The sequence below is a fragment of the Pseudomonas sp. MWU15-20650 genome, assembly GCF_023242475.1.
Lineage (GTDB): Bacteria > Pseudomonadota > Gammaproteobacteria > Pseudomonadales > Pseudomonadaceae > Aquipseudomonas.
In genome coordinates, this window is the sequence record NZ_JALJFG010000027.1 from 48,824 (window position 1) to 69,731 (window position 20,908).

At 59.5% G+C, this 20,908-nt stretch carries 7 protein-coding genes; 2 read left to right on the forward strand and 5 right to left on the reverse strand.

Annotated elements, in window-relative coordinates:
- Nucleotides 1-46 precede the first annotated feature (46 nt).
- On the forward strand, nt 47-451 hold the full coding sequence (locus M5B43_RS19320) for a MerR family transcriptional regulator (protein WP_248751601.1): 405 nt from the start codon (nt 47-49) through the stop codon (nt 449-451).
- Nucleotides 452-660: 209 nt separating this feature from the next.
- On the opposite strand, the gene M5B43_RS19325 is transcribed toward M5B43_RS19320, so the two are convergent.
- From M5B43_RS19325 to M5B43_RS19335, 3 genes are all read right to left on the reverse strand, one after another.
- Nucleotides 661-1,155: a DUF934 domain-containing protein gene (locus tag M5B43_RS19325; protein WP_248751602.1), complete on the reverse strand. Its 495-nt coding sequence runs from the start codon at nt 1,153-1,155 to the stop codon at nt 661-663.
- Complete coding sequence (locus tag M5B43_RS19330; RefSeq protein WP_248751603.1) at nt 1,139-2,797, reverse strand: nitrite/sulfite reductase; 1,659 nt, start codon at nt 2,795-2,797, stop codon at nt 1,139-1,141. The genes M5B43_RS19325 and M5B43_RS19330 overlap by 17 nt, the downstream gene beginning before the upstream one ends.
- 485 nt (nt 2,798-3,282) lie before the next feature.
- Nucleotides 3,283-3,501, reverse strand: coding sequence for a DUF2970 domain-containing protein (locus M5B43_RS19335; protein WP_104503203.1), 219 nt, complete (start codon nt 3,499-3,501; stop codon nt 3,283-3,285).
- 133 nt (nt 3,502-3,634) lie between these two features.
- Here M5B43_RS19335 and M5B43_RS19340 point away from each other — a divergent pair, with 133 nt between their 5' ends.
- Nucleotides 3,635-10,816, forward strand: a complete 7,182-nt coding sequence (locus tag M5B43_RS19340) for an NEL-type E3 ubiquitin ligase domain-containing protein (RefSeq protein ID WP_248751604.1) — start codon at nt 3,635-3,637, stop codon at nt 10,814-10,816.
- 72 nt (nt 10,817-10,888) lie between these two features.
- On the opposite strand, the gene M5B43_RS19345 is transcribed toward M5B43_RS19340, so the two are convergent.
- Both M5B43_RS19345 and M5B43_RS19350 read right to left on the reverse strand, forming a co-directional pair.
- On the reverse strand, nt 10,889-15,712 hold the full coding sequence (locus M5B43_RS19345) for a DUF6543 domain-containing protein (RefSeq protein WP_248751605.1): 4,824 nt from the start codon (nt 15,710-15,712) through the stop codon (nt 10,889-10,891).
- A gap of 243 nt (nt 15,713-15,955) precedes the next feature.
- The gene (locus tag M5B43_RS19350; protein WP_248751606.1) at nt 15,956-20,779 is read right to left on the reverse strand and encodes a DUF6543 domain-containing protein; all 4,824 of its coding nucleotides are present in this window, start codon (nt 20,777-20,779) and stop codon (nt 15,956-15,958) included.
- Nucleotides 20,780-20,908 lie beyond the last annotated feature (129 nt).

Consider the following 20,908-nt stretch of genomic DNA (forward strand, 5'->3'; position numbering starts at 1 on the left):
CCCAGGCTAAGCTTAAAGTTAACTTTAATGTCAAGCAGGTGTTTTGATGAATATTGGTGAGCTGGCAAAACAGAGCGGGCTGGCGGCCTCGCGTATTCGGTTTTATGAGTCAGAAGGGTTGATCAGCCAGGTGGGCCGGCAGGCCAATGGCTATCGGCGCTACGCCCCCGAAGCCTTGCAGACTCTGCAACTGATCCAAAGCGCGCAACAGGCCGGGTTCACCTTGCAGGAGCTCAAGGCGTTGATGCCGGCCCCGGGCGAGCACAAGCGCGATGAGTTGGTTGAGGCGCTGGAGCGCAAGGTGCAGCAGATCGAAGTGATGCAGGCGCAACTGGCGCACAGCAAGGCGCAGTTGCTGGGGGTGATCCAGGCGGTGCGGGCGCAGCCGGAAGGTGTGTCGTGTTCGATGGGGCAGAAACAGGTGCTGGCGTCGATCACACTCAACCGATGAAAAAGCCCCGGTTTGCAAGGTGAAGCAGACCCCAATGTGGGAGTATTCCCTTGTGGCGAGCGGGCTTGTCCCGCGTTGGGGCGCGTAGCGCCCCCAAAGAAGGACGAATGCGGTGTACCGGATACTCCGCGCAGATAGCTTTTGGGGCTGCTGCGCACCCCAACGCGGGCGGTGCGACGATTCGACAAGCCCCCTTCCACATTTGATACTTAGCGTCGGCGGAACAACGGCAGCGGCTCGTCAGTGGCAGCCTGATAAGTCACCGAGAAATCCTTGAGACTTTCCAGTGCTTCGTACGGGTCTTTGTCGGCGCGCAAGGCGAAGGCATCGAACCCGCAGCGGCGCAGGTAGAACAGTTGGTCGCGCAGCACATCGCCAATCGCCCGTAGCTCGCCTTTATAACCATAACGGTCACGCAGCAGACGGGCGTTGGAGTAGTTGCGCCCATCGGTGAAGGCCGGGAAGTTCAGGGCGATGACCTGGAAGTGCGCCACGTCTTCACCGATCTCTTCGGCTTCTTCGTCGGCATCGAGCCACACGCCCAGGCCGCCGTCGCGGGCCTTGAGGGCGTGGCCGTGCTCGCGCCACAGGGCCAACGGCACGATCAGGTCGTCGCAGTTGGAAATACCGTCGAAGCTCGCGTCCTTGGGCAGCAGGTGCCAGGTTTCGTCGACGACTTCGTTGTTCTTAATGATTCGCTGCATAGACGCGCTCCTTGAACAGGTCAATGCCGATGCGCTGGTAGGTGTCGATGAAACGCTCATCTTCGGTGCGCTGTTCGATGTACACATCGATCAGCTTGCCGATCACCTCGGGCATGGCTTCCTGGGCGAAGGATGGGCCGAGGATCTTGCCCAGGCTCGCATCGCGGCTGGCGCTGCCACCCAGGGACACTTGGTAGAATTCTTCGCCTTTCTTGTCCACGCCCAGGATGCCGATGTGGCCGACGTGGTGGTGACCACAGGCGTTCATGCAACCGGAGATGTTCAGGTCCAGCTCGCCGATGTCGAACAGGTAGTCCAGGTCGTCGAAACGGCGCTGGATCGATTCGGCGATCGGGATCGACTTGGCGTTCGCCAGGGAGCAGAAGTCGCCGCCCGGGCAGCAGATGATGTCGGTCAGCAGGCCGATGTTCGGCGTGGCGAAACCGCCTTCGCGCAGCTCGCCCCACAGGGTGAACAGTTGGCTCTGCTCAACGTCCGCGAGAATGATGTTCTGCTCGTGGGACGTGCGCAGTTGGCCGAAGCTGTAGCGCTCGGCCAGGTCGGCAACGGCGTCCAGCTGCTTGTCGGTGATATCACCCGGCGCAACGCCGGTGGGTTTCAGCGACAGGGTCACTGCCACATAGCCCGGCTTCTTGTGCGCCAGGGTGTTGCGGGTGCGCCAGCGGGCGAAACCTGGGTGTTGCAGGTCCAGTGCAGCGAGCTCGGCGTCCTGGTGGGTCAGGGCCTTGTACTCAGGGTCAACGAAATGCTTGGCCACGCGGTGCACTTCGGCCTCGGTCAGGGTGGTCTGGCCGCCGCGCAGGTGTTCCATCTCGGCGTCGACTTTCTGGGCGAACACCTCAGGGGTCAGCGCTTTTACCAGGATCTTGATCCGGGCCTTGTACTTGTTGTCACGGCGGCCATAGCGGTTGTAGACCCGCAGGATGGCGTCGAGGTAGCTCAACAGGTCCTGCCACGGCAAGAACTCGTTGATGAACGCGCCAACCACCGGAGTACGGCCCAGGCCGCCGCCGACCAGCACGCGAAAGCCCAACTCACCGGCAGCGTTGTACACCGGCTCCAGGCCGATATCGTGTACTTCGATGGCGGCGCGGTCCGAGGTCGAGCCATTGATGGCGATCTTGAACTTGCGCGGCAGGTAGGCGAATTCAGGGTGGAAGGTGGTCCACTGGCGGACAATTTCACACCACGGCCGTGGGTCGATCACCTCGTCGGCGGCGACGCCGGCAAATTGGTCGGTGGTCACGTTGCGCAGGCAGTTACCGCTGGTCTGAATGGCGTGCATCTGCACGGTGGCCAATTCAGCCAGGATGTCCGGCACGTCTTCCAGGGCCGGCCAGTTGAACTGTACGTTCTGGCGGGTACTGATGTGGGCGTAGCCTTTGTCGAAGTCACGGGCGATCTTGGCCATCATTCGCGTCTGGCGCGAAGTCAGCTGGCCATAGGGCACGGCCACCCGCAACATCGGCGCAAAGCGCTGCACATACAGGCCATTTTGTAGGCGCAGAGGGCGGAACTCTTCTTCGCTCAGTTCACCTGCTAAGTAGCGTCGGGTCTGATCACGGAACTGCTTGACGCGGTCCTCGATGATGCGCTGATCGTATTCGTCGTATACGTACATATAGGTCCTGTTCTCGGCAAATCTGCGCGCACGGCCGCGCACTCCCAACGGAGCCGGCGCACGATACCAGTTTGCGTATATGCGCAAAAGTGATGTTTGGGTATATGTAAATAACCAAACTGACTAATGAGAACCGTTATCGCCATACCCACATTTGTCATAGGGGCAACTCTGGTCTTTACTGTGGTCGAGTCTTAGTGCAGTCACCTATAAAACCGACAAGAGGCGATGCGATGAGCAATTCCACCAAAACCCGTAAACCCGACAGTACCGTGGATGCCTGGGCCATTCTGTTCCTGATCATCCTGGTGGTCGGGACGGCCGTGTTCTGGGTCAGCCACCAGTAACAAAGAGCGTTGATTGGGCCTCGATTGGCTGTCGCATTGCCACTCTCCTGGCGATCATTATTCCAGGCTCGAACAACCCTGTTGAAGGGTCTGACTGCGTGTGTGTGGTTACCCGTTCAGCCTGCAACTGCTGCTGCGTTAGACCCCGGCCAGGTGCAGTACCAGCTTGACGATGCCGAATAAGGTCAAGGCAAATACCGCCGTGAAGAGCACGCCCAGGATGACAAAGTGGCTGGGCTTGCCGTGGGTGAAATCGCGGGCGCGGTTCTTGCCGCTTTGTACACCAAAGGCCGCCGCAATGACGCTGTGGAGCATCTGCCAGAAGGTCGGCGGCTTATTGTTGGCTGGATCGTTCATAAAACCCTCGTGCGCATGGCTGTCCTCAAGAGCATAGCCAATCTGCCGGTGAGGGCTGCCCTCACTAGTTATTCACCACCGCCCAAGGGTTGAGCGGTGATGTCCTGTCACTTCCATTCAACGGAGTGACACCATGTCTGAATTACCCACCCAAGCCAGTGCTGATACGCGACCGGCGGCCACGCAGAGTATCCATGGGGATTTTCTCGAAAAGGCCGTACCCCAGTGGCTGGTCGACGCGACGCCTGCCCGCAGGTCGGCGCTTAAACACAGCACAACGCCCTTGCCGTCGGCCTATAAAACGCTTTCGACTGCACAGCGCCGGGCCCTCGACGCGAGCGTTAAAGCCTGCGCGATCGCCCAGGTCCGGTTGGACACCACCATGGCGACGTTCCAGGACGTCGAGGCATTCGCCAGGCCGTTGCTGCTCAACGCGCTGAAAGACCAGTACAAGGTGAAAGCGGATGTCGACACCACTTTGCTGTGCCTGAGGCGAGCGCTGGCAATCAGTGTGCTGGATATCGAAATCGACTCGTTCGAGTTCCTGAAACTGTCAATGCTGCAGGCCTGCTTGCATAACTTTGAAGCCTGGGAGTGCGAGCCGGATGCTTACCACTCATCCTCAGGTTTTATGGTGGAAACCAAAACCGCCGGCACCTTCGAGCCCATAACCGTCAACCTGAGCGTCAGCCAGTTCATGACCTTGTGTCGCAGCCTGGATATAGGGGCTCAGTATCAAACCTACCTGGCCTCTTTTTTTGCGCCGGTCGACGCAAGCCCTGAACCGCCCCTTCGTCAACATTTCATGGCCAGCCAGAAGGCAACCATGAGGGCTGCCGCCGAGCACGCCTTGGCGACTGGGGATATCGAACCTGCGGATCACGCCATGATCGTGTCGGTCATCAACGGCAACCTTTATCCCACCCTTGGCAACGAGCGTGTATGGCTGCTCGATATGAGCCTGATGAAAAAAAGACTGACCGGCTGCGTCTATTTTGCAATCGGAGACCAGTATGGCGACGAGCTGATTCTGTACATCCCCCATGACCCGGCGCATCCGCTCAAGCGCTACACCAGGCAGCAGTTGCGCGACGAGTTCAAGCGCCTGTTCACCGCGCGTGAAGGCATGGCGGCTGACGATCCTGCACCGACGGCCTATCAGCGGTTTTTCAGCCAATTCGTACCCTATGATCAGCGGCCTTACTATTTCAGCCAATTCACACAGAAGTCCGACGATTCCCCAAGCGGTCCGTTGAGTTCGCCTTGGCGAAAATTTGTGGAGTTCGTGTTTGGCATGACGCCGATTACACGTATCAAAGAACTGCCACCTGAAAAACCCGCGAAGATGGAGCCGGTCAGCGACCCTTATCTTGCGCCCGGCAGCCTGATGCCCTACCGCGGTACAGGCACCTTTTCCGGGCTCCTGGACCTTTGGCCGTACCTGTATGAAAAGCACCGTGACAAGCTCCTCGCCGACGCCCGTGCCCATGCCGTACCGACCGCCCAGGTAGATGCCAAGGCACGGGAGGCTAAACTTGCGCATCTGTTTGAAGTTGGCATGCTGGTGCTCAACGCAGCCTCGATGTTTGTGCCCGTGCTGGGTGAAGTCATGATGGCGGTGATGGTCGAGCAATTGCTGGCCGAGACCGTGCAAGGTTCGATCGAGTGGGCCGAGGGCGACAAGCGCGCGGCCAAGGATCACCTGATTGATGTGGCGCAGAACCTGGCGCAGATTGCGGTGATGGCCGGTGTTGGAGCGGCGGTGAGCAAGTTCAGGGCGGTCAAGGCGCAGCCGGTGCTCGAAAACCTCAGCCCCGTTACTTTGCCCAATGGCGAAACGCGTTTGTGGAAACCGGACCTGACCGGCTACGAGAGCCCCGTTACGTTGGATGCCAATGCAGTGCCCAACGCCGAGGGGCAATACAGGCTCGGTGGCAGGACTTATATTCGTCTGGGCGATCAGGTCTACGAGCAAGTGCTTGATGAGTCGATCAAGTGCTGGCGGATCAAGCATCCGACCCAGGCCGAGGTTTATCAACCCATTCTTCAAAGCAATGGACGGGGCGCCTGGCGCCATACCCTGGAGCGGCCTGCCGAGTGGGATCGTCTTACCCTGCTGCGACGCATGGGCCACGAAACCGACGCTTTTACCGATACCGAGCTGCTCAAGGTGGCGGATGTCAGCGGGGTCAGCGACAGCGCCCTGCGCAAAATGCACATGGACCTCGCGCTGGCGCCGCCTGAGCTGCTGGATGCCATGCGCTTGTTCAAGGCCGATGCGGGCGCAGGGCAGGTGATAGAGCAGTTGCGGGGCAGCCAGCCAATCGACGAGCGATACCTGTTTGCACTGCCGCTGGTGGTCGAAATGCCGCGTTGGCCGAAGACGCGGGTGCTTGAGGTGTTCAAGGGCCCAGCGCTCGCCGGGGAGTCGGTAACCTACGGTGCCGGCCGCGTGCCTCGGGGCGGCGTTGCACAAGCGTCGATCCAGATTTCCCGTGCTGATGTGCTGGATGGACGATTGCCCGCGGTTATCCTGACCGCATTGGATGAGTCGCAGGTGACCAGCCTGCTGGGCGGCGAGGGCGCGCGGGTGCCGGACGCGAGAGTGCAAGAGTTTGGCAAGCAAATTGCCGATTATGCCCAGACTCGCAAGCCGGCGATTTTCGACAGCCTTTACGCCGGTACCGAACCGCTGGACAGCCAGGTCAGGCGGCTGCAACGCAGTTGCCCGGGCCTTAGCGAAGCCGCAGCCCGGGAGACACTGGCCCACGCGTCCCTGGATGACCTCAAGCGGCTGGAGGCGACGCACAAGGTGCCTTTGAACCTGCAAGAGAAGGCACGCTGGTATGCGTTACAAGGTCGCCAGACCCGTGCGTATGCAGGCTTGCGCAGCGAAGCCATGGCCAGCGCAGACAGCCGCCGGCTTGCGCTGCATACCCTGGAAAAACTACCGGGGTGGCCCGACACCTTACGCTTGGAGGTGCGCGAAGGCAGCCACAGCGGCACACTGCTGGACAGCATCGGCAGTCGCACGGCACGGGATACCCGCTATGTGGTGAAAAAAGGTCCGCGGTTTCAGGCGTTCGATGCGCGTGGCGAGGCACTCAACAGTATGCCCACAGAGGGCGATAATTTTTATGCCTCGCTGATGCATGCCATGCCCGACAACGCGCGTCAGGGGCTGGGTGTGCCGCAGGTCAGCCAGAGCGCGCAACTGCGAGAGAAACTCATCACCTTTGCCGACCTTTATCGCAGTCAAGCGCCCCACTGGCTGGCGCCGCAAAGCAGTACGTTCAAGCCACCGGCACGAATCAACGAGCGGATCGTGGGGTATTACGCCAGTGGGCGAGCTGCCGGCCAGACGCTGAGTCTTGAGGCGCGAGCGCAAACGCTCTACGGCCTGAGCGATGTCCAAGCCAGCGATTACATTTTGCAGCTCCAGGCGCAGGGCAAGAGCAACAAGGCAATCTTTAACCATCTGCAGAACCGCGAACACGATTATGGCGAGCTGGTGAAGACGCTCGACGAGTGGGTCCAGGCCTCGCGTGACGGTGCTACCGGCCATTACACAAACAATAAATCATGGGTCGCCAGCCAGCTCAAGGAGGCCTGGCGCAGGGAGCCGTTAGCAGGAACTGTAGACAATGCTGCTCGCTTACATATCAACGTCGATGAACATCTGCCGCCATTGACGGTTGATTTCGCGCATATTCATGAGTTGGCGGTGGTGGGACGCAAAATAGGCGATGCCGAAGTCGAGGCCTTTTTAACGCGGTTTCCCAATGTACAAACCCTGTCTGTTGGCGACAGCCCCCGATTGTGGCGGCTGGTTGAGAGGGGCGACGGATCGTCGCTGACAACGCTGCCCCTGGCAGTGACGCAGATGGCGCGCCTCAGAAGCCTGAGGCTTGGCATCTCGGTCAATCAACTGGCGCCGGAGTTCTTCTCGAGGCTCAGTAGCCTGACTTCGCTGGAAGCGCTGCATATTGATTACCGTGGCCTTTCCCCGAACGCCCTCGATGGCCTTGACCTGTCTGCGCTGGTGCAGTTGAGACAGCTGCAAATCGAGGCGCCTGGTGGTCTGTCGCGATGGCCGGCAAATATCGAGAGCCTTCCCAACCTGGAACGTCTCGATTTGCGCCACACCGCGATCAATGAGCTGCCCGCCACGCTGTACAGTGGGCATGAAAAGCTGTGGGCGGGGCTGTCGATGGACTGGTCAAGGTTCCCACGTGAGCCCTTTAAGCGTGCCTATGACTATGTCAGAACCTATAAGGGAGCCCGCGGGCACCTGGTTGACCTGCACCAGATGGTCAGCGAGTACGCTAAAGGTAAATTGCGGTCGCTGAAAGTGGAATACAACCTGGCCAACTCCCTGCATCACGAAATACTCAAGAGCGCGCAAACTCCCGAAGCGCGGTTTGCGGTTATTGAGCAGATCAGCGACCAATACGCCGATGTCTTTGCGCCGTTTTACGCTGCACCTGAGGATCCAGTGAGCGGGTATTGGTCTCGTTCCACCCAATGGCGGGCAGGACCCAATGAACAAGTGATCAGCGAACTTGAAGCCAATTGGTGGCGAGCGATTGGCGAGCGTTATGGCATAGCGGGCGATGCGTCGGTGTTTGAGTTGCAGGCACCGGTATTTGTAATGGACGCCCTGTCGCAGGTGCACGGCGTGGACTTGCCCGAGTTACCTGCTGCCAGTTTCGCCCATGTGCGCACACTGCGCCTGCATTGGCCGGTAACATCCATCGAGCAGGCGCGAGGGTTTATTCGCGCCTTCAGCGAGACGCGAAGCCTTGAGCTCAACGGGCTCGGCTTGACTGAGATACCCATAGGCACAGGCGATCTTCCCGCCTTGACCCGGCTTGACCTGCCCAACAACAGCCTGGCCATGCCGACGCTGCAAGCGCAACTCAATGATCTGCCTGGCCTGGAGGTGCTGGATTTGAGCCATAACAGTCACCCGCTCACCGAGGTGGATGTCAGCGCCCTGACCCAGCTGCGCGCGCTCAACTTGCGCCAGACAGGACTAAACGCCTGGCCGGCCGGTGCCGAGGGGCTGCCGGATCTGCAATGGCTGGACCTGCGAGACAATCAATTGGTGACGTTACCGCTGACGGTGCTGGCCGATGATGCCGCATTGATGAAGACCAACTTGACGGGGAACCGCCTCAACGCAGCGAGCCAGGCCGCGCTGGATTCGGCGCGTCAGCGCGTTGAGGTTACACAGGGCTTGCCCTCTGGGGCATTGGCTCGGTTTGAACAACAGCGTGTGCCGGCCGTCTTCCCCCCGCAGGAAAGTGGTCTGACGATGAGGCGCCATCTGTTGTCAATGCCCCAGCAGATCGCAGTAGCCGAAGGTGTCGCGGGTTTTGTCAAGCGCTTGCAGCAACTGTCGCCGTTGGTGACCGAGGAAAATGCGTTGCTGTGGCTCGAACAATTGCGTGACGGTGGGATGAGCGGTCCACAAATAGACACGCTGTTGACCACCTGGCATCAGGAATATGTCGGTCTGACTCGCCAGCTCAACGGCTGGCTGTACACCCGTGAATTAACTGGCCCGGACGTAAGCCTGATGGCTGAGGAGCGCCAGTCTGTGGCACTGAAGATCATCGAATGCTGGCAGGCCGGCGTGTCGGCCGACGCCGGCTATGAGCTGAGTCTGCACGGCTTGCGCGTCGACAATCTGCCTGAACTGACGGTGCAGTTCAGCCATGTTCACACGCTGAATTTAACCGCAGTGGGGTTCTCGGCATCGGGGGCCGAAGGCTTTCTCAATAGCTTCCCCGGGGTGCGCAAGCTGATTTTGAGTGGTAATGAGCTATCGGTGGTGCCCGAGGCAGTGGGGCGCATGGCCCAGCTTGAGGCGCTGGATTTAAACACTAATGCCATCGCCGACCCCGAGCCTTTGTATCGATTGTCGATTGGCGCACACCTGCGTCGCCTGGACCTGGGCAAAAACCGCCTGGTTGAGTTCAGCGCACAGACCTTCAATCAGCTTGAACGCTTGAACCTGAGTTACAACCGCCTTGAGCAGTGGCCCAGAGGCACGTTGGCCTTGCCCAACCTGACAACCTTGGACCTATGTGGCAATTACATTGTTGATTTACCCTCCAGTTTGTTCGATGGCCGTCATGACGCGTTGGTGAATGGCACCGATCTGGCCGATAACGAAACGCTATCACGCGACAGTCTTGATCGGATGAGGGTTTATGGCCTTACCCACAACGGGCCGGTGATGGGATGGGATCAGTCAGAAATTGAAGGCTGGATTCAAGGGTTTGAACATACGTCCGATGAGGCTCAATCCAGCAGTGACAGCGACGAAAGCGCCGATGAACCTCTGGAGGATATTGTTGATCCCAGCCGCGATTCGGGAGAGGCGGTGCTGTCGTCCTGGCTGACTCACTCACCTCAAGGCTTGGCCGCACCCCGGCGGCGGATGTGGCAGCAATTGGCCCAGGAACCGCTGCATGAGCGTTTTTTCCATTTGCTCGAACGCCTGCGCGATACCGATGAGTTCCGGTTCCAACCGGTCGATCTTACCCGGCGGGTGTGGGAGGTGATTGAAAGCGCCGTCGGCAGTAGCGAGATGCGAGAGTCGTTGTTCGCGGCCTCGGCCACCCATGGCACCTGTATCGACGGGCGTATTCTCACCTTCAGCTCGTTGGAAGTGATGGTGCTCGTCGAGCGTGTGCTGTGTGACGTGCCGACCCGTTCCCTGAAGGTCAGGGGCCAGCGTTTACTGGCGCTTTCCCGGCAATTATTCCGCTTGGAGCAGGTTGATACCCTTGCCATGCGCAATGCCGCAGGCAGGGACGAGGCTGAGGTACGCCTGGAGTATCGGCTCGGTTTGACCCGTGGCTGGCCGGACGGGCTGGAGCTGCCGGGGCAACCCTCGCGTATGGCGTTTGGTACCCCGATCAGTGGGGCCGTCTTGACCAGCGCCCGCGAGCAGGTGCTGGCGGCGCAAGCGTCTGATGCGTTCTATGAACGCCTGATTCGCCATGACTACTGGAACCAGTACCTGGAAGAACGCTATCCCGATGAGTTCCAGCAACTTCAGCGCGACGCTGACGCGGCCCATGAGTCGGTCGAGGACAAGTATGCGGACAGGGAGGAGGGCACTGACAGTCAAGAGCGCTACGAGGCGGCCATGAATCAACTGCAATTTGACCGAGAAAGCGCCCGGGTGAAATTGCGGCTTGAACTGTCCCGCCAGGAGGTGCACGAATTGTCGGCGGACATTGTTGTGGCGGCACCGGGCAGGCCTGCGTCGCCGCAGCCGGGGCCCTCGACACGCCAGTAAGCCAGACAGCCGCAGCCCATAGGATTACGCCCACGCCCTGGGAGCGTGGGCGTAATCAAAGCAAAACCTCTCTTACACTTCCAGGCCGAGAAACAGTTTCTGATCCAGCGGCGCGCCGATCACGGCTTTGTCCAGATTGATCACGGCGCGGTTATCCGCCTTGGCCTGCTCCATCAGCTCCTTGCGCGTAAATAGGCGCTCGGCTGGGGTCTTCAGGTGGCCGAACTCAGGCGTCGAAGCCGGCGATTCAGCGGATGGGTAATGAAAGTGCGCGTACCACAGGTCGGTATCCTCCGGCCTTTTTCCGGATTGGATTTTACGTTTGTCGCGTATGGCATATTCGGTGAGAAAGTCTCCGGCCTTCAAGGGCACGCGTTTTTTCACCAGGTGGATGCTGACAAAATCATGGGTGTGTAAAAAGTCGACCTTGGCGGCTTTGGGACGCTGCAGCAGATAGCCTTCGCCGCACAATTGATAAGCCTGCGCATTGGCCTCTGTTGCCGCCTGCTCGTAGCTATTGCGCAGTGCAATGGCGGGTTCATCCGTTGCGTTTTTGAGCTCCTCGGCAAGCGCTGTGAATTTGGCCGCATGTTGAGTCAGCATTACCTCCCAGTCATTGGGGTTGATTTCTTCCCGTCGGGTGGCGTCCAGGAGTTTGCGCTGTTGGAAGCGAATGCTGGCGTCGATACCGGGGCGCTCGTTTTTGAGGGCCTGGCCATCCGCTCGGATTCTTTTTAATGAGCGTGCCGCCGGAGTGGGTGCCGTTCTCGGCTCACTCGGGGGCGCGACGATTGCCCAGTCGCCCTCGCGACTTTGGTAAGTGTTAACCACTTCTCCAGTCAGCGTATCGGTGATATCGACGTAACTGACCGGCTCATCGGGCTTGCCTGGGCGCAAATCGCCAATCAGGCTTCTTTGATCAACAGTTTTGATGACGCGTCGGGTTGCCGGTTTTGGGCGTTTGCTCTTGTCGCGGGCGGGGCGGGGGGCAAGCTTTTGTTCAACCAGGATCAAGTTGGCCAGTTGTGCCTCAAGCTCTGTACGGGCCAGCCTGAGTTGATCAAGAAAGGGCTGCCGGTATTGTTCCCGCAGCAGGGCGCACCGCATGTCGGTCAGCGAGACAACGGCGTTCTCCAGGCGGGCATAGTGCTTGAGCACATCCTTGAGCACGTCGATCTGTTCGGTCTCGGTGTAACCAGCAGTGGTGCGCATTTCCGTATGGGCGTTGACCGTGGCATATATCTGGCGGTCTGCGAGGGTATCAAGGTAGGGGCGCTCTTCGGGTTTATCGGCGTCAAGCGCGCGGTTGATGAGCATCTCAGCCAGGGATAACAGGATGTGTTGCTTTATGACGATAGGGGAGATGGGCTGATTGACTGGAGTCTCTCTGAGCATGCTTTCACGCAGTGCCGGGCTGGCGCGCTGCACAATGGCGTCGCACTTTTCTGCTGTTTCGAGCAATTGATCCAATGTTTCCAGTCGTTGTGCTGCGGCGCTCATGTACTCATCGTAGGCGTCAGTAATGTTACGCGGCAGCTCGGTGTCGATACGCCTGAGCAGTTCACTAAAGTTTTCGCCGCGTTGGGTGTGCAACGTGTGGGAGATTTTTTGATGCAAGTCTGCGTAGTTCAACACCCAGTATTTGTAAATGTTTAACGTAGCGTTGTCTCGTGTGGTCTTGTATCGCGGTTCTGTCCTGTCCAAGTCCATCAATTCGCCGGCCATGACTTCGGTTTTCAGCAAGCCGGTTATAAACGCCTGGGTGTTTGTGCGGTAGTTGTCTACGGCAATCTCCCACTGGGTCATGGCGTGGGCCGTGGAGCGCTGTCTTTGCGCATGGCGCTCAGCGATTCGGGGGCGCAACACAGGCAATAATTCGGGGTTGTTAAGCCTTTCCCAATCCTCTCTGAGCGCCTGTTTTTGCTCAGTCAGCCGGATGCGTGCTGCCCTTACCGCTTCGCTGAAGGGGCGGGTCTGGTCCGCGACACGTTTCATTTCCCGGGTATGAATTTCCAGCTGTGGGATCAATTGCTTCAATCGCTGTTTCTTACGGTCTACCAACTCGGCCACCCTTTGTCTGGGCATGCCACCTTCCAGCCGGGCATGGCGGTCCAGGCGCCAGTGCCCTTGGCCATCGCTGAACAACCTGAAACCGGGACGCTGCGGGTGCTGCGGATGCACCAGGTAGACCTCGTTGAAACCCGGCACCACGCTGACCTGGAACAACAGACCGCCGACGCTGGCGTGCCAGGTCCCATCAATGCGGTACAACCCTTTGAGCGCACCGCTGAGCTGCGCGGGCGGCAAGGTTTCGGGCCACGGCACCTGCACCTCCAGTAACGCCTTGAGCAGCTTGGCGCCGGCCTGCGGGCTGGCAATCGAGCGGCTGAAGTCCAGGGCCGTGTGGCCGGTAGCGGGTGGCTCGCCGGGCAACGCCACGGCGCCATGGTGCACCTGCGGTGCCACTTGCGCGGGTGGCTGTTCTGCCGTGCGGCGCCAGGCTTCCAGTTGCAGGGCATGCTCCTGCGCAGTGGGCTGTGACAATGGCTTTGCGGGCTGGTCGTTGGGGGCGGCGGCGTGCAGCAGCACCATCGCGGTGTTGATCAAAAGGTCAATCAACGCCAATTCGCGAGTGGTTGGGTCATTGCTGTCCAGGCCTGCCAAGTCCTGTTCCAGGCTGCTGACCAGCACCACGAGCCAGCCGACCAGCATGGCCGGGCCCCGCACCAGCGGCAACAGCAGGGTATTGAACAGCAGCCACGCGCCTTCCATCACAACGGCCCAGCGGCTTTCGTGGTTGGACACCGACTCGCGGTCGGCCAGGTCCACCAGTGCCCGTGCCGTGCTGCCAAACAGATGATTGAGCAGTTGGCCGTTGACTTGCGATTGCAGCCATTCGCCCGCGCCTTCATCGACGGCGAGCGTCGCAGGTGCTGGTTTTTCAGGGATGCTGAATTCATCCCCGGGCAGGAAGCGAATGATGTGAGGTTCCTTGATGCCGCCATGGTCATAGATGGGGCGGGCCTTGTCACTCAGCCACGCGAGCACCGTGTCTTGCAGCGCACCGGGTGCTGCCAGTGCATCAAGCAGGGCCTGGCGGGTCGGGTATTCATGCAGGGCCTCGGCATACAGCGGCTGGTACAGCAGGTGCGGGCCGACGCTCGTATCACGCGGCTCGATAATGAACGCGTTGTTGACTTCATCCGGCGCGGCCCCGGGTTTGCGGCACAGGGCCAATGGGCGCAGGACAATCTCCTGTTCGTCGACGATTCGGTCCGAGGGCATCTCGCCCATCAACGCCTTCACATAGCGATAACCGGTGACGGTAACGCCATGCTGCCCGCGGATCTTGTATTCCAGTGCCTGCATCGGCAACTTGACCTTGAGTTCGCGGGTAAACAGGGTTTCCCGGCGGCGTGCGTCAACCGTGTCGGACAACAAGGTGTCTTTGATTGTTTGTGGGTAGGTGGTGCCGATGTCGACGCGCTGGATCAGCCCGGTACTGCCCAGCAGGTAGTCTTCGTCCAGCCAGGTCGGCAGCGCCTGGGTGCCTTTGGCTGAGAGCGTCAGCGTTCCTTTAGGCTTGCCGGCGAGGTTTTTCAGGGCCAGTTCCGTCAGCGACATGCGCACATGCTCGATAATGCCGGCACCGCCTGGATAACCGGCGGCCACGGCAAAGTCCAGCACCACCTCATCGGGGTCGCAGTCGCCATGATCGGCTTGCATCTGTTTGCGTAGCGCGGCGCGGCTGAAACCGTAGATGTTTTCAATGCCCTCATTGAACGCGCGGCCCTGGCTGTGTTGCAGCACCTGCGCCATGTCCTGCAGGTGGCGATGGTAGGCAAAACGGTCGGCGGCGCTGGCCTGCGCAAGCCATGGCGGCAGTTGCTCATTGACCTTCTGCAAGGTTGGCTCAGCGGCTGTCGGCACCTGGGTAAACAGCAGCGCCGGATCGGTGAGTTTATCCAGGCGTCGCGTCAAGGTTCTTTCGTCTTGGCCCTGAAACTTCAAGGTCTCCAGGTCTTCCAGTTGTTGGTTGAGGATCAGGCCGGCCTGTTGCTCGAACACATTGGCGGTAGGTTCATTGCGCCGCCACGTGAGGCTGTCGAACTCAAACCGCGCCTGCATCTTCACCGCCCAGGCCAGGCCGAAATCATCGAGGCTGTCAAACACCTGGATATCCCCGGCCACGCTGTACAGCAGCACCTGCTTGTCGCGCACCAGCAGCAGGTCGGGGGTTAGCAGGCTGACCTGTTCACCGGCGTGGGTGAATGTGTTCTCAATCAAATAAACATAGGTGGCGGGTGAGGATTGAGGCAGGCGCTCGGCTTGCACTGGCCAGGTGGCGACGACCCTGAGCATATCCCGCTGGGTCGGGTTCAAGCTCGATTGGCTGGCGGCTATCGCCGTCATCCGGCCGTTGAGAAACTCGCCCAGCCACTGCCAGCGACTGCTGCCATGGCTGTCGGTTTCGCTCCAGTAGTCGGCCAGCGCCGCCTGGAAATACAGGTGAATCGTCTCGGGCAGGGCATCGATGATGTTCGCAATCACCCGCATGTCGATCAGCTGCGGGGCATCAGGCTTGAGGATCGTGGGGATCTGTTGCGTCAGGTAGTACGCCAGTTCGCGTTTTGGCCGCAGGTCGAGCAACTGTGGGTTGAGCACATGGGCGATGGCAACTTCCATCAACGACCGGTAGGTGTACACACCATCGGGGTGCGGGATGGCCAGCTTGACCGTAGCCAAATCCAGCTTGAGCGATGGATAGCGCTCCAGGATACGGCTGCGCAGGGCATTGAACACCACGGAATACAAGGCCGGGCGCGTAGCGAAATGCGCATGGATGGCCTGGGCGGGTAGCTGGCTCAAGGCCGTGGGGGAACTCGGGGTGGGCATGATGAAATCCTGTTTGATGGGAAGCGACAGGAAATCGAATGTGGGGACCGCGCTGGCGGTACAGGAATACCACTGCCGGCGACCCTCACGCCGAAAGCGGGACGCTGTGATGATTTCAAAGGGATGACACAATTTGCCGTTCAGCGGCAGGTACAGAAAGGAGGAGCAAGCTCCCCCCTCAGATTTTCACCGAACACGAGTGATGCGCAGCGTGCGTGACAACCACGAGTGCTTTCGCCCCACTTATTCCTCCAGGTGCAGGAACAGCTTCTGATCCAGCGGTGCATCGATCCGGGCCTTCTCCAGATAGATCACCACGCGGTTATTGGCCTTGTCCCGCTCCATCAGTTCCTTGCGCGTAAACAGGCGTTCTGCGGGGGTCTTCAGGTGGCCGTAATTGGGTGGTGAGACGGGCGAGTCGACGGATGTGTAATGGAAGTGTGCGTACCACAGGTTGGCTTCCTCCCCCTTTATTCCTGGTTTGATTTTACGTTTGTCACGTATGACATATTCGGTGAGAAAGTCACCAGCCTTCAGTGGAATGCGTTTTTTCACCAGGTTGATGTCGACAAAACCGTGCGTGTGTAAATAGTCGACCCTGGAGGCTTTGGGACGCTGTAGCAGATACCCTTCGGCGCACAGTTGCCGAGCCTGTTCAGATGCAGCGTTTGCCGCGTCATCGTAGCGCTTGCGCAGGGCAACGGCTTCTTCGCCAGTCGCACTCTCAAGTTCCTTGGCCAATGCTGAAAATTTTGCCGCATGTTGACTCAGCATCTCTTCCCAATCCTTGGGGTTGACTGTCTCGCGTTGACTGGGCTCCTGGAGTTTGCGCTGTTGGAAGCGAATGCGTGCATCGATGCCTGTTCGCTCGTGTGTGATGGCTTGTGCATCGGCTTTGATTCTTCTCAATGACCGAACCGCAGGCGCGAGTGTTTTTGTCGGCGCACTGGCGGGCTCGACGACTTTCCAAACACCTTCGCTGGCGTGTTCGTGGTAAGACGCGACGATTGCCCCGGTGAGTGGGTCCGTAATGTCGACATAATTGCCCGGCTCATTGGGCTGATGTGCGCGCAAGTCGCCCACCAGGCTCTTCTTGTCTGCGGTTTTGATCACCCGGCGGGTGGTGGATTTTTGTCGTTTGGTTTTGTCGAGAGCCGGCCTGGGGACAATCTTTTCTTCAACGAGGATCAAGTTTGCCAGTTGCGCCTCGAGGCCCGAACGTGCCTCATCCAGGTGTTTGAGGTATGACTCGCGATAAGCCTCCCGCACGAAGCCGGAGTTCATGTCGTGCAACGAAATGACCGCATTCTCCAGTTGTTCATAGCGCTCAAGGGCACCCTTGAGGACATCGATTTGCTCTACCGTCGAGTAGCCTGAGGTGGTGCGCATTTCTGTATGCGCGAGCACAATACTTGCGAGTTGGGGGTCGGTGAGGACACGGATGAACGGAAATTCCATCACCCTCACTGGGCGATGGGTGCGATTGAACACCAAATCAGTGAACACCAGCAGTGCATGCTGTTTGATCGCCACTGAGGAGATGTCTTGGTCGGAAGGATTTCCTTCCAACAGTAATGGGCGCAGTGCAGGGTCGGCTTGTTTGAGGAAGGTCTCGATCTGTTCTGCCGGCTCGATCATTTGATTGAGGGCCGTTACTTGGCGCATTTTGGTGTTGATGTACTCATCGTAGGCATGGGTGATGTTTTCCGGTAATTCTCGATTGGCGCGCTCACCGAGCTCGTCGGAGTTTTCGCCGTTGTCGCTTACCAGAGTGTCGGCCATTTTTTGCGCCAGACACGCAAAGACCGAACTCCAGTAGCTATAGATGATTCTTGTGGCCTTATCTCGTGTTTGCCTGCGTGTGGAATCTGTGCGGTCGGCTTGCATCAGTTCATCGGCCTTGGCTTCGATTCGTTGCATCACAGGGATCAATGTCTGGCCGTTTTGCTGGAAGTTGTCGAGTGCTGTTTCCCACTGGGCCCTGGCATGTGCGGTATCGACTCGTCTGGCCGCGTGGCGCCTCTCGACCTGGACGTGGAGCTGCGGGATGCTGGCTGAGGTGCCGAGGAGTAGCCAGTCCTTTCTCAGAAGTGTTGCCTGGTCGGCCAGATTGGCGCGGGTGGTATTCAAGGTGGACTCAAGCACAGTGGTAGAGATCAATTCTGAATTCATCTCTATCAAGAGCGCGTCAAACTCTTGTGTCAACACGCGTACACGTTCGTCACGTGTTGACTTCCACTTGCTGAGACTCTCCCTGGGCATGCCGCCCTCCAGCCTGGCACGTCGGTCCAGCCGCCAATGCCCTTGCCCATCGCTGACCAGTTTGAAGCCGGGATGCTGGGGATGGTCCGGATGCACCAGATAGACCTCGTTGAAGCCCGGCACCACGTTCACCTGAAACAACAACCCGCCGATGCTGGCGTGCCACTTGGCGTCAATCCAGTACAGCCCTTTGAGAATACCGTGTGGTAGAGGGGAGGGTAGCGGGTTGGGCCACGGCACCTGCACATCGAGCAGCGCCTTGAGCAACTTCGCGCCGGCTTGAGGGCTGGCAATCGAGTGGTCGAAGTCCAAGGCCGTATGGCCGGTCGCCGGCGGTTCGCCTGGCAGCGCCACAGTGCCTTGGTGAACCTGCGCAGTCTCTGACGGCTGAGGCAGGCCCGCAGGCCGGCGCCAGCGCGCCAGCTGCAGGGCGTGGTCTTCTGCGGTGGGTTCTGGCAGGGATTTGTTGGCGGGTGTGGCGGCGTGCAGCAGCACCATGGCGGTATTGAGCAATAGATCGATCAACGCCAGCTCACGGGTGGTGGGGTCACTGCTGTCCAAACCGGCCAGATCCTGCTCCAGGCTGCTGACCAGCACCATGAACCAGCCAGCCAGCATGGCCGGGCCCTGTACCAGCGGTAACAGCAGGGTATTGAACAGCAGCCACGCGCCTTCCATCACGACGGCCCAGCGGCTTTCGGGGTTGGACACCGACTCGCGGTCGGCCAGGTCAACCAAGGCCCGTGCCGTGCTGCCGAACAGATGATTGAGCAATTGACCATTGACTTGCGATTGCAGCCATTCGCCAGCACCCTCATCGACGGCCAGGGTCGCAGGTGCGGGGCGCTCTAATCGGGGCCGGGACTCATCCCCTGGCAGGAAATGAATGATGTGCGGTTCCTTGATGCCGCCATGGTCATAGATGGGGCGAGCCTTGTCACTCAGCCATGCCAGCACCGTGTCTTGCAGCGCGCCGGGTGCGGCCAGTGCATCGAGCAGGGCCTGGCGGGTCGGGTATTCATGCAGGGCGTCGGCATACAGCGGCTGGTACAGCAGGTGCGGGCCGACACTCGTATCACGCGGCTCGATAATGAACGCGTTGTTGACTTCATCCGGCGCGGCCCCGGGTTTGCGGCACAGGGCCAATGGGCGCAGGACAATCTCTTGCTGGTCGACGATCCTGTCCGAGGGCATCTCAGCCATCAACGCCTTCACATAGCGATAGCCGGTGACGGTGACGCCGTGCTGCCCGCGGATCTTGTATTCGAGTGCCTGCATCGGCAACTTGACCTTGAGTTCGCGGGTAAACAGGGTTTCCCGGCGGCGCGCGTCAACCGTGTCGGATAGCAAGATGTCTTTGATTGTTTGCGGGTAGGTGGTGCCGATATCGACACGCTGGATCAGCCCGGTACTGCCCAGCAGGTAGTCTTCGTTTAGCCAGTCTGGAAGGGGCGTAGAGTTTTTTGAGGTAAGTTTGAGACTGCCTTTAGGCTTGCCGGCGAGGTTCTTCAGCGCCAGCTCCGTCAGCGACATGCGCACATGCTCGATAATGCCGGCTCCGCCCGGGTAGCCGCCGGCCACGGCAAAGTCCAGCACGACTTCATCAGGATCGCAGTCGCCATGATCGGCTTGCATCTGTTTGCGTAGCGCGGCGCGGCTGAAACCGTAGATGTTTTCAATGCCCTCATTGAACGCGCGGCCCTGGCTGTGTTGCAGCACCTGCGCCATGTCCTGCAGGTGGCGATGGTAGGCAAAACGGTCGGCGGCGCTGGCCTGCGCAAGCCATGGCGGCAGTTGCTCATTGACCTTCTGCAAGGTTGGCTCAGCGGCTGTCGGCACCTGGGTAAACAGCAGCGCCGGATCGGTGAGTTTATCCAGGCGTCGCGTCAAGGTTCTTTCGTCTTGGCCCTGAAACTTCAAGGTCTCCAGGTCTTCCAGTTGTTGGTTGAGGATCAGGCCGGCCTGTTGCTCGAACACATTGGCGGTAGGTTCATTGCGCCGCCACGTGAGGCTGTCGAACTCAAACCGCGCCTGCATCTTCACCGCCCAGGCCAGGCCGAAATCATCGAGGCTGTCAAACACCTGGATATCCCCGGCCACGCTGTACAGCAGCACCTGCTTGTCGCGCACCAGCAGCAGGTCGGGGGTTAGCAGGCTGACCTGTTCACCGGCGTGGGTGAATGTGTTCTCAATCAAATAAACATAGGTGGCGGGTGAGGATTGAGGCAGGCGCTCGGCTTGCACTGGCCAGGTGGCGACGACCCTGAGCATATCCCGCTGGGTCGGGTTCAAGCTCGATTGGCTGGCGGCTATCGCCGTCATCCGGCCGTTGAGAAACTCGCCCAGCCACTGCCAGCGACTGCTGCCATGGCTGTCGGTTTCGCTCCAGTAGTCGGCCAGTTCAGCCTGGAAATACAGGTGAATCGACTCGGGCAGGGCATCGATGATTTTTGCGATTGCCTGCATGTCGATAAGCGGAGCGGTACCAGGCTTGAGGATTTTTGGAATCTGTTGAGTGAGGTAATACGGCAGTTCGCGTTTGGGGCGCAGGTCAAGTAGTTGTGGGTTGAACACATGGGCGATGGCAACTTCCATCAACGACCGGTAGGTGTACACACCGTCGGGGTGCGGGATGGCCAGCTTGACCTTGGCCAAGTCCAGCTCGAGCGATGGGTAGTGCTCCAGGATACGGCTGCGCAGGGCATTGAACACTACGGAGTACAAGGCCGGGCGCGTAGCGAAATGCGTATGGATGGCCTGGGCGGGCACCTGGCTCAGGGCCATGGAGGAACTCGGGGTGGGCATGATGAAATCCTTTTGCCTGTTTGATGGGAAGCGACAGGAAATCGAATGTGGTGACCGCGCAGGCGGTACAGGAATACCACTGTCGGCGACCCGCCCCGAACGCGCACGAGGTCATATATGCACCGCCTG

What these genes read in the sequence shown, in the direction of transcription:
- M5B43_RS19345 (WP_248751605.1), bottom strand. Translation starts at nt 15,712, where the DNA reads ATGCCCACCCCGAGTTCCCCCACGGCCTTGAGCCAGCTACCCGCCCAG.
- M5B43_RS19335 (WP_104503203.1), bottom strand. Translation starts at nt 3,501, where the DNA reads ATGAACGATCCAGCCAACAATAAGCCGCCGACCTTCTGGCAGATGCTC.
- M5B43_RS19350 (WP_248751606.1), bottom strand. Translation starts at nt 20,779, where the DNA reads ATGCCCACCCCGAGTTCCTCCATGGCCCTGAGCCAGGTGCCCGCCCAG.
- M5B43_RS19325 (WP_248751602.1), bottom strand. Translation starts at nt 1,155, where the DNA reads ATGCAGCGAATCATTAAGAACAACGAAGTCGTCGACGAAACCTGGCAC.
- M5B43_RS19320 (WP_248751601.1), top strand. Translation starts at nt 47, where the DNA reads ATGAATATTGGTGAGCTGGCAAAACAGAGCGGGCTGGCGGCCTCGCGT.
- M5B43_RS19330 (WP_248751603.1), bottom strand. Translation starts at nt 2,797, where the DNA reads ATGTACGTATACGACGAATACGATCAGCGCATCATCGAGGACCGCGTC.
- M5B43_RS19340 (WP_248751604.1), top strand. Translation starts at nt 3,635, where the DNA reads ATGTCTGAATTACCCACCCAAGCCAGTGCTGATACGCGACCGGCGGCC.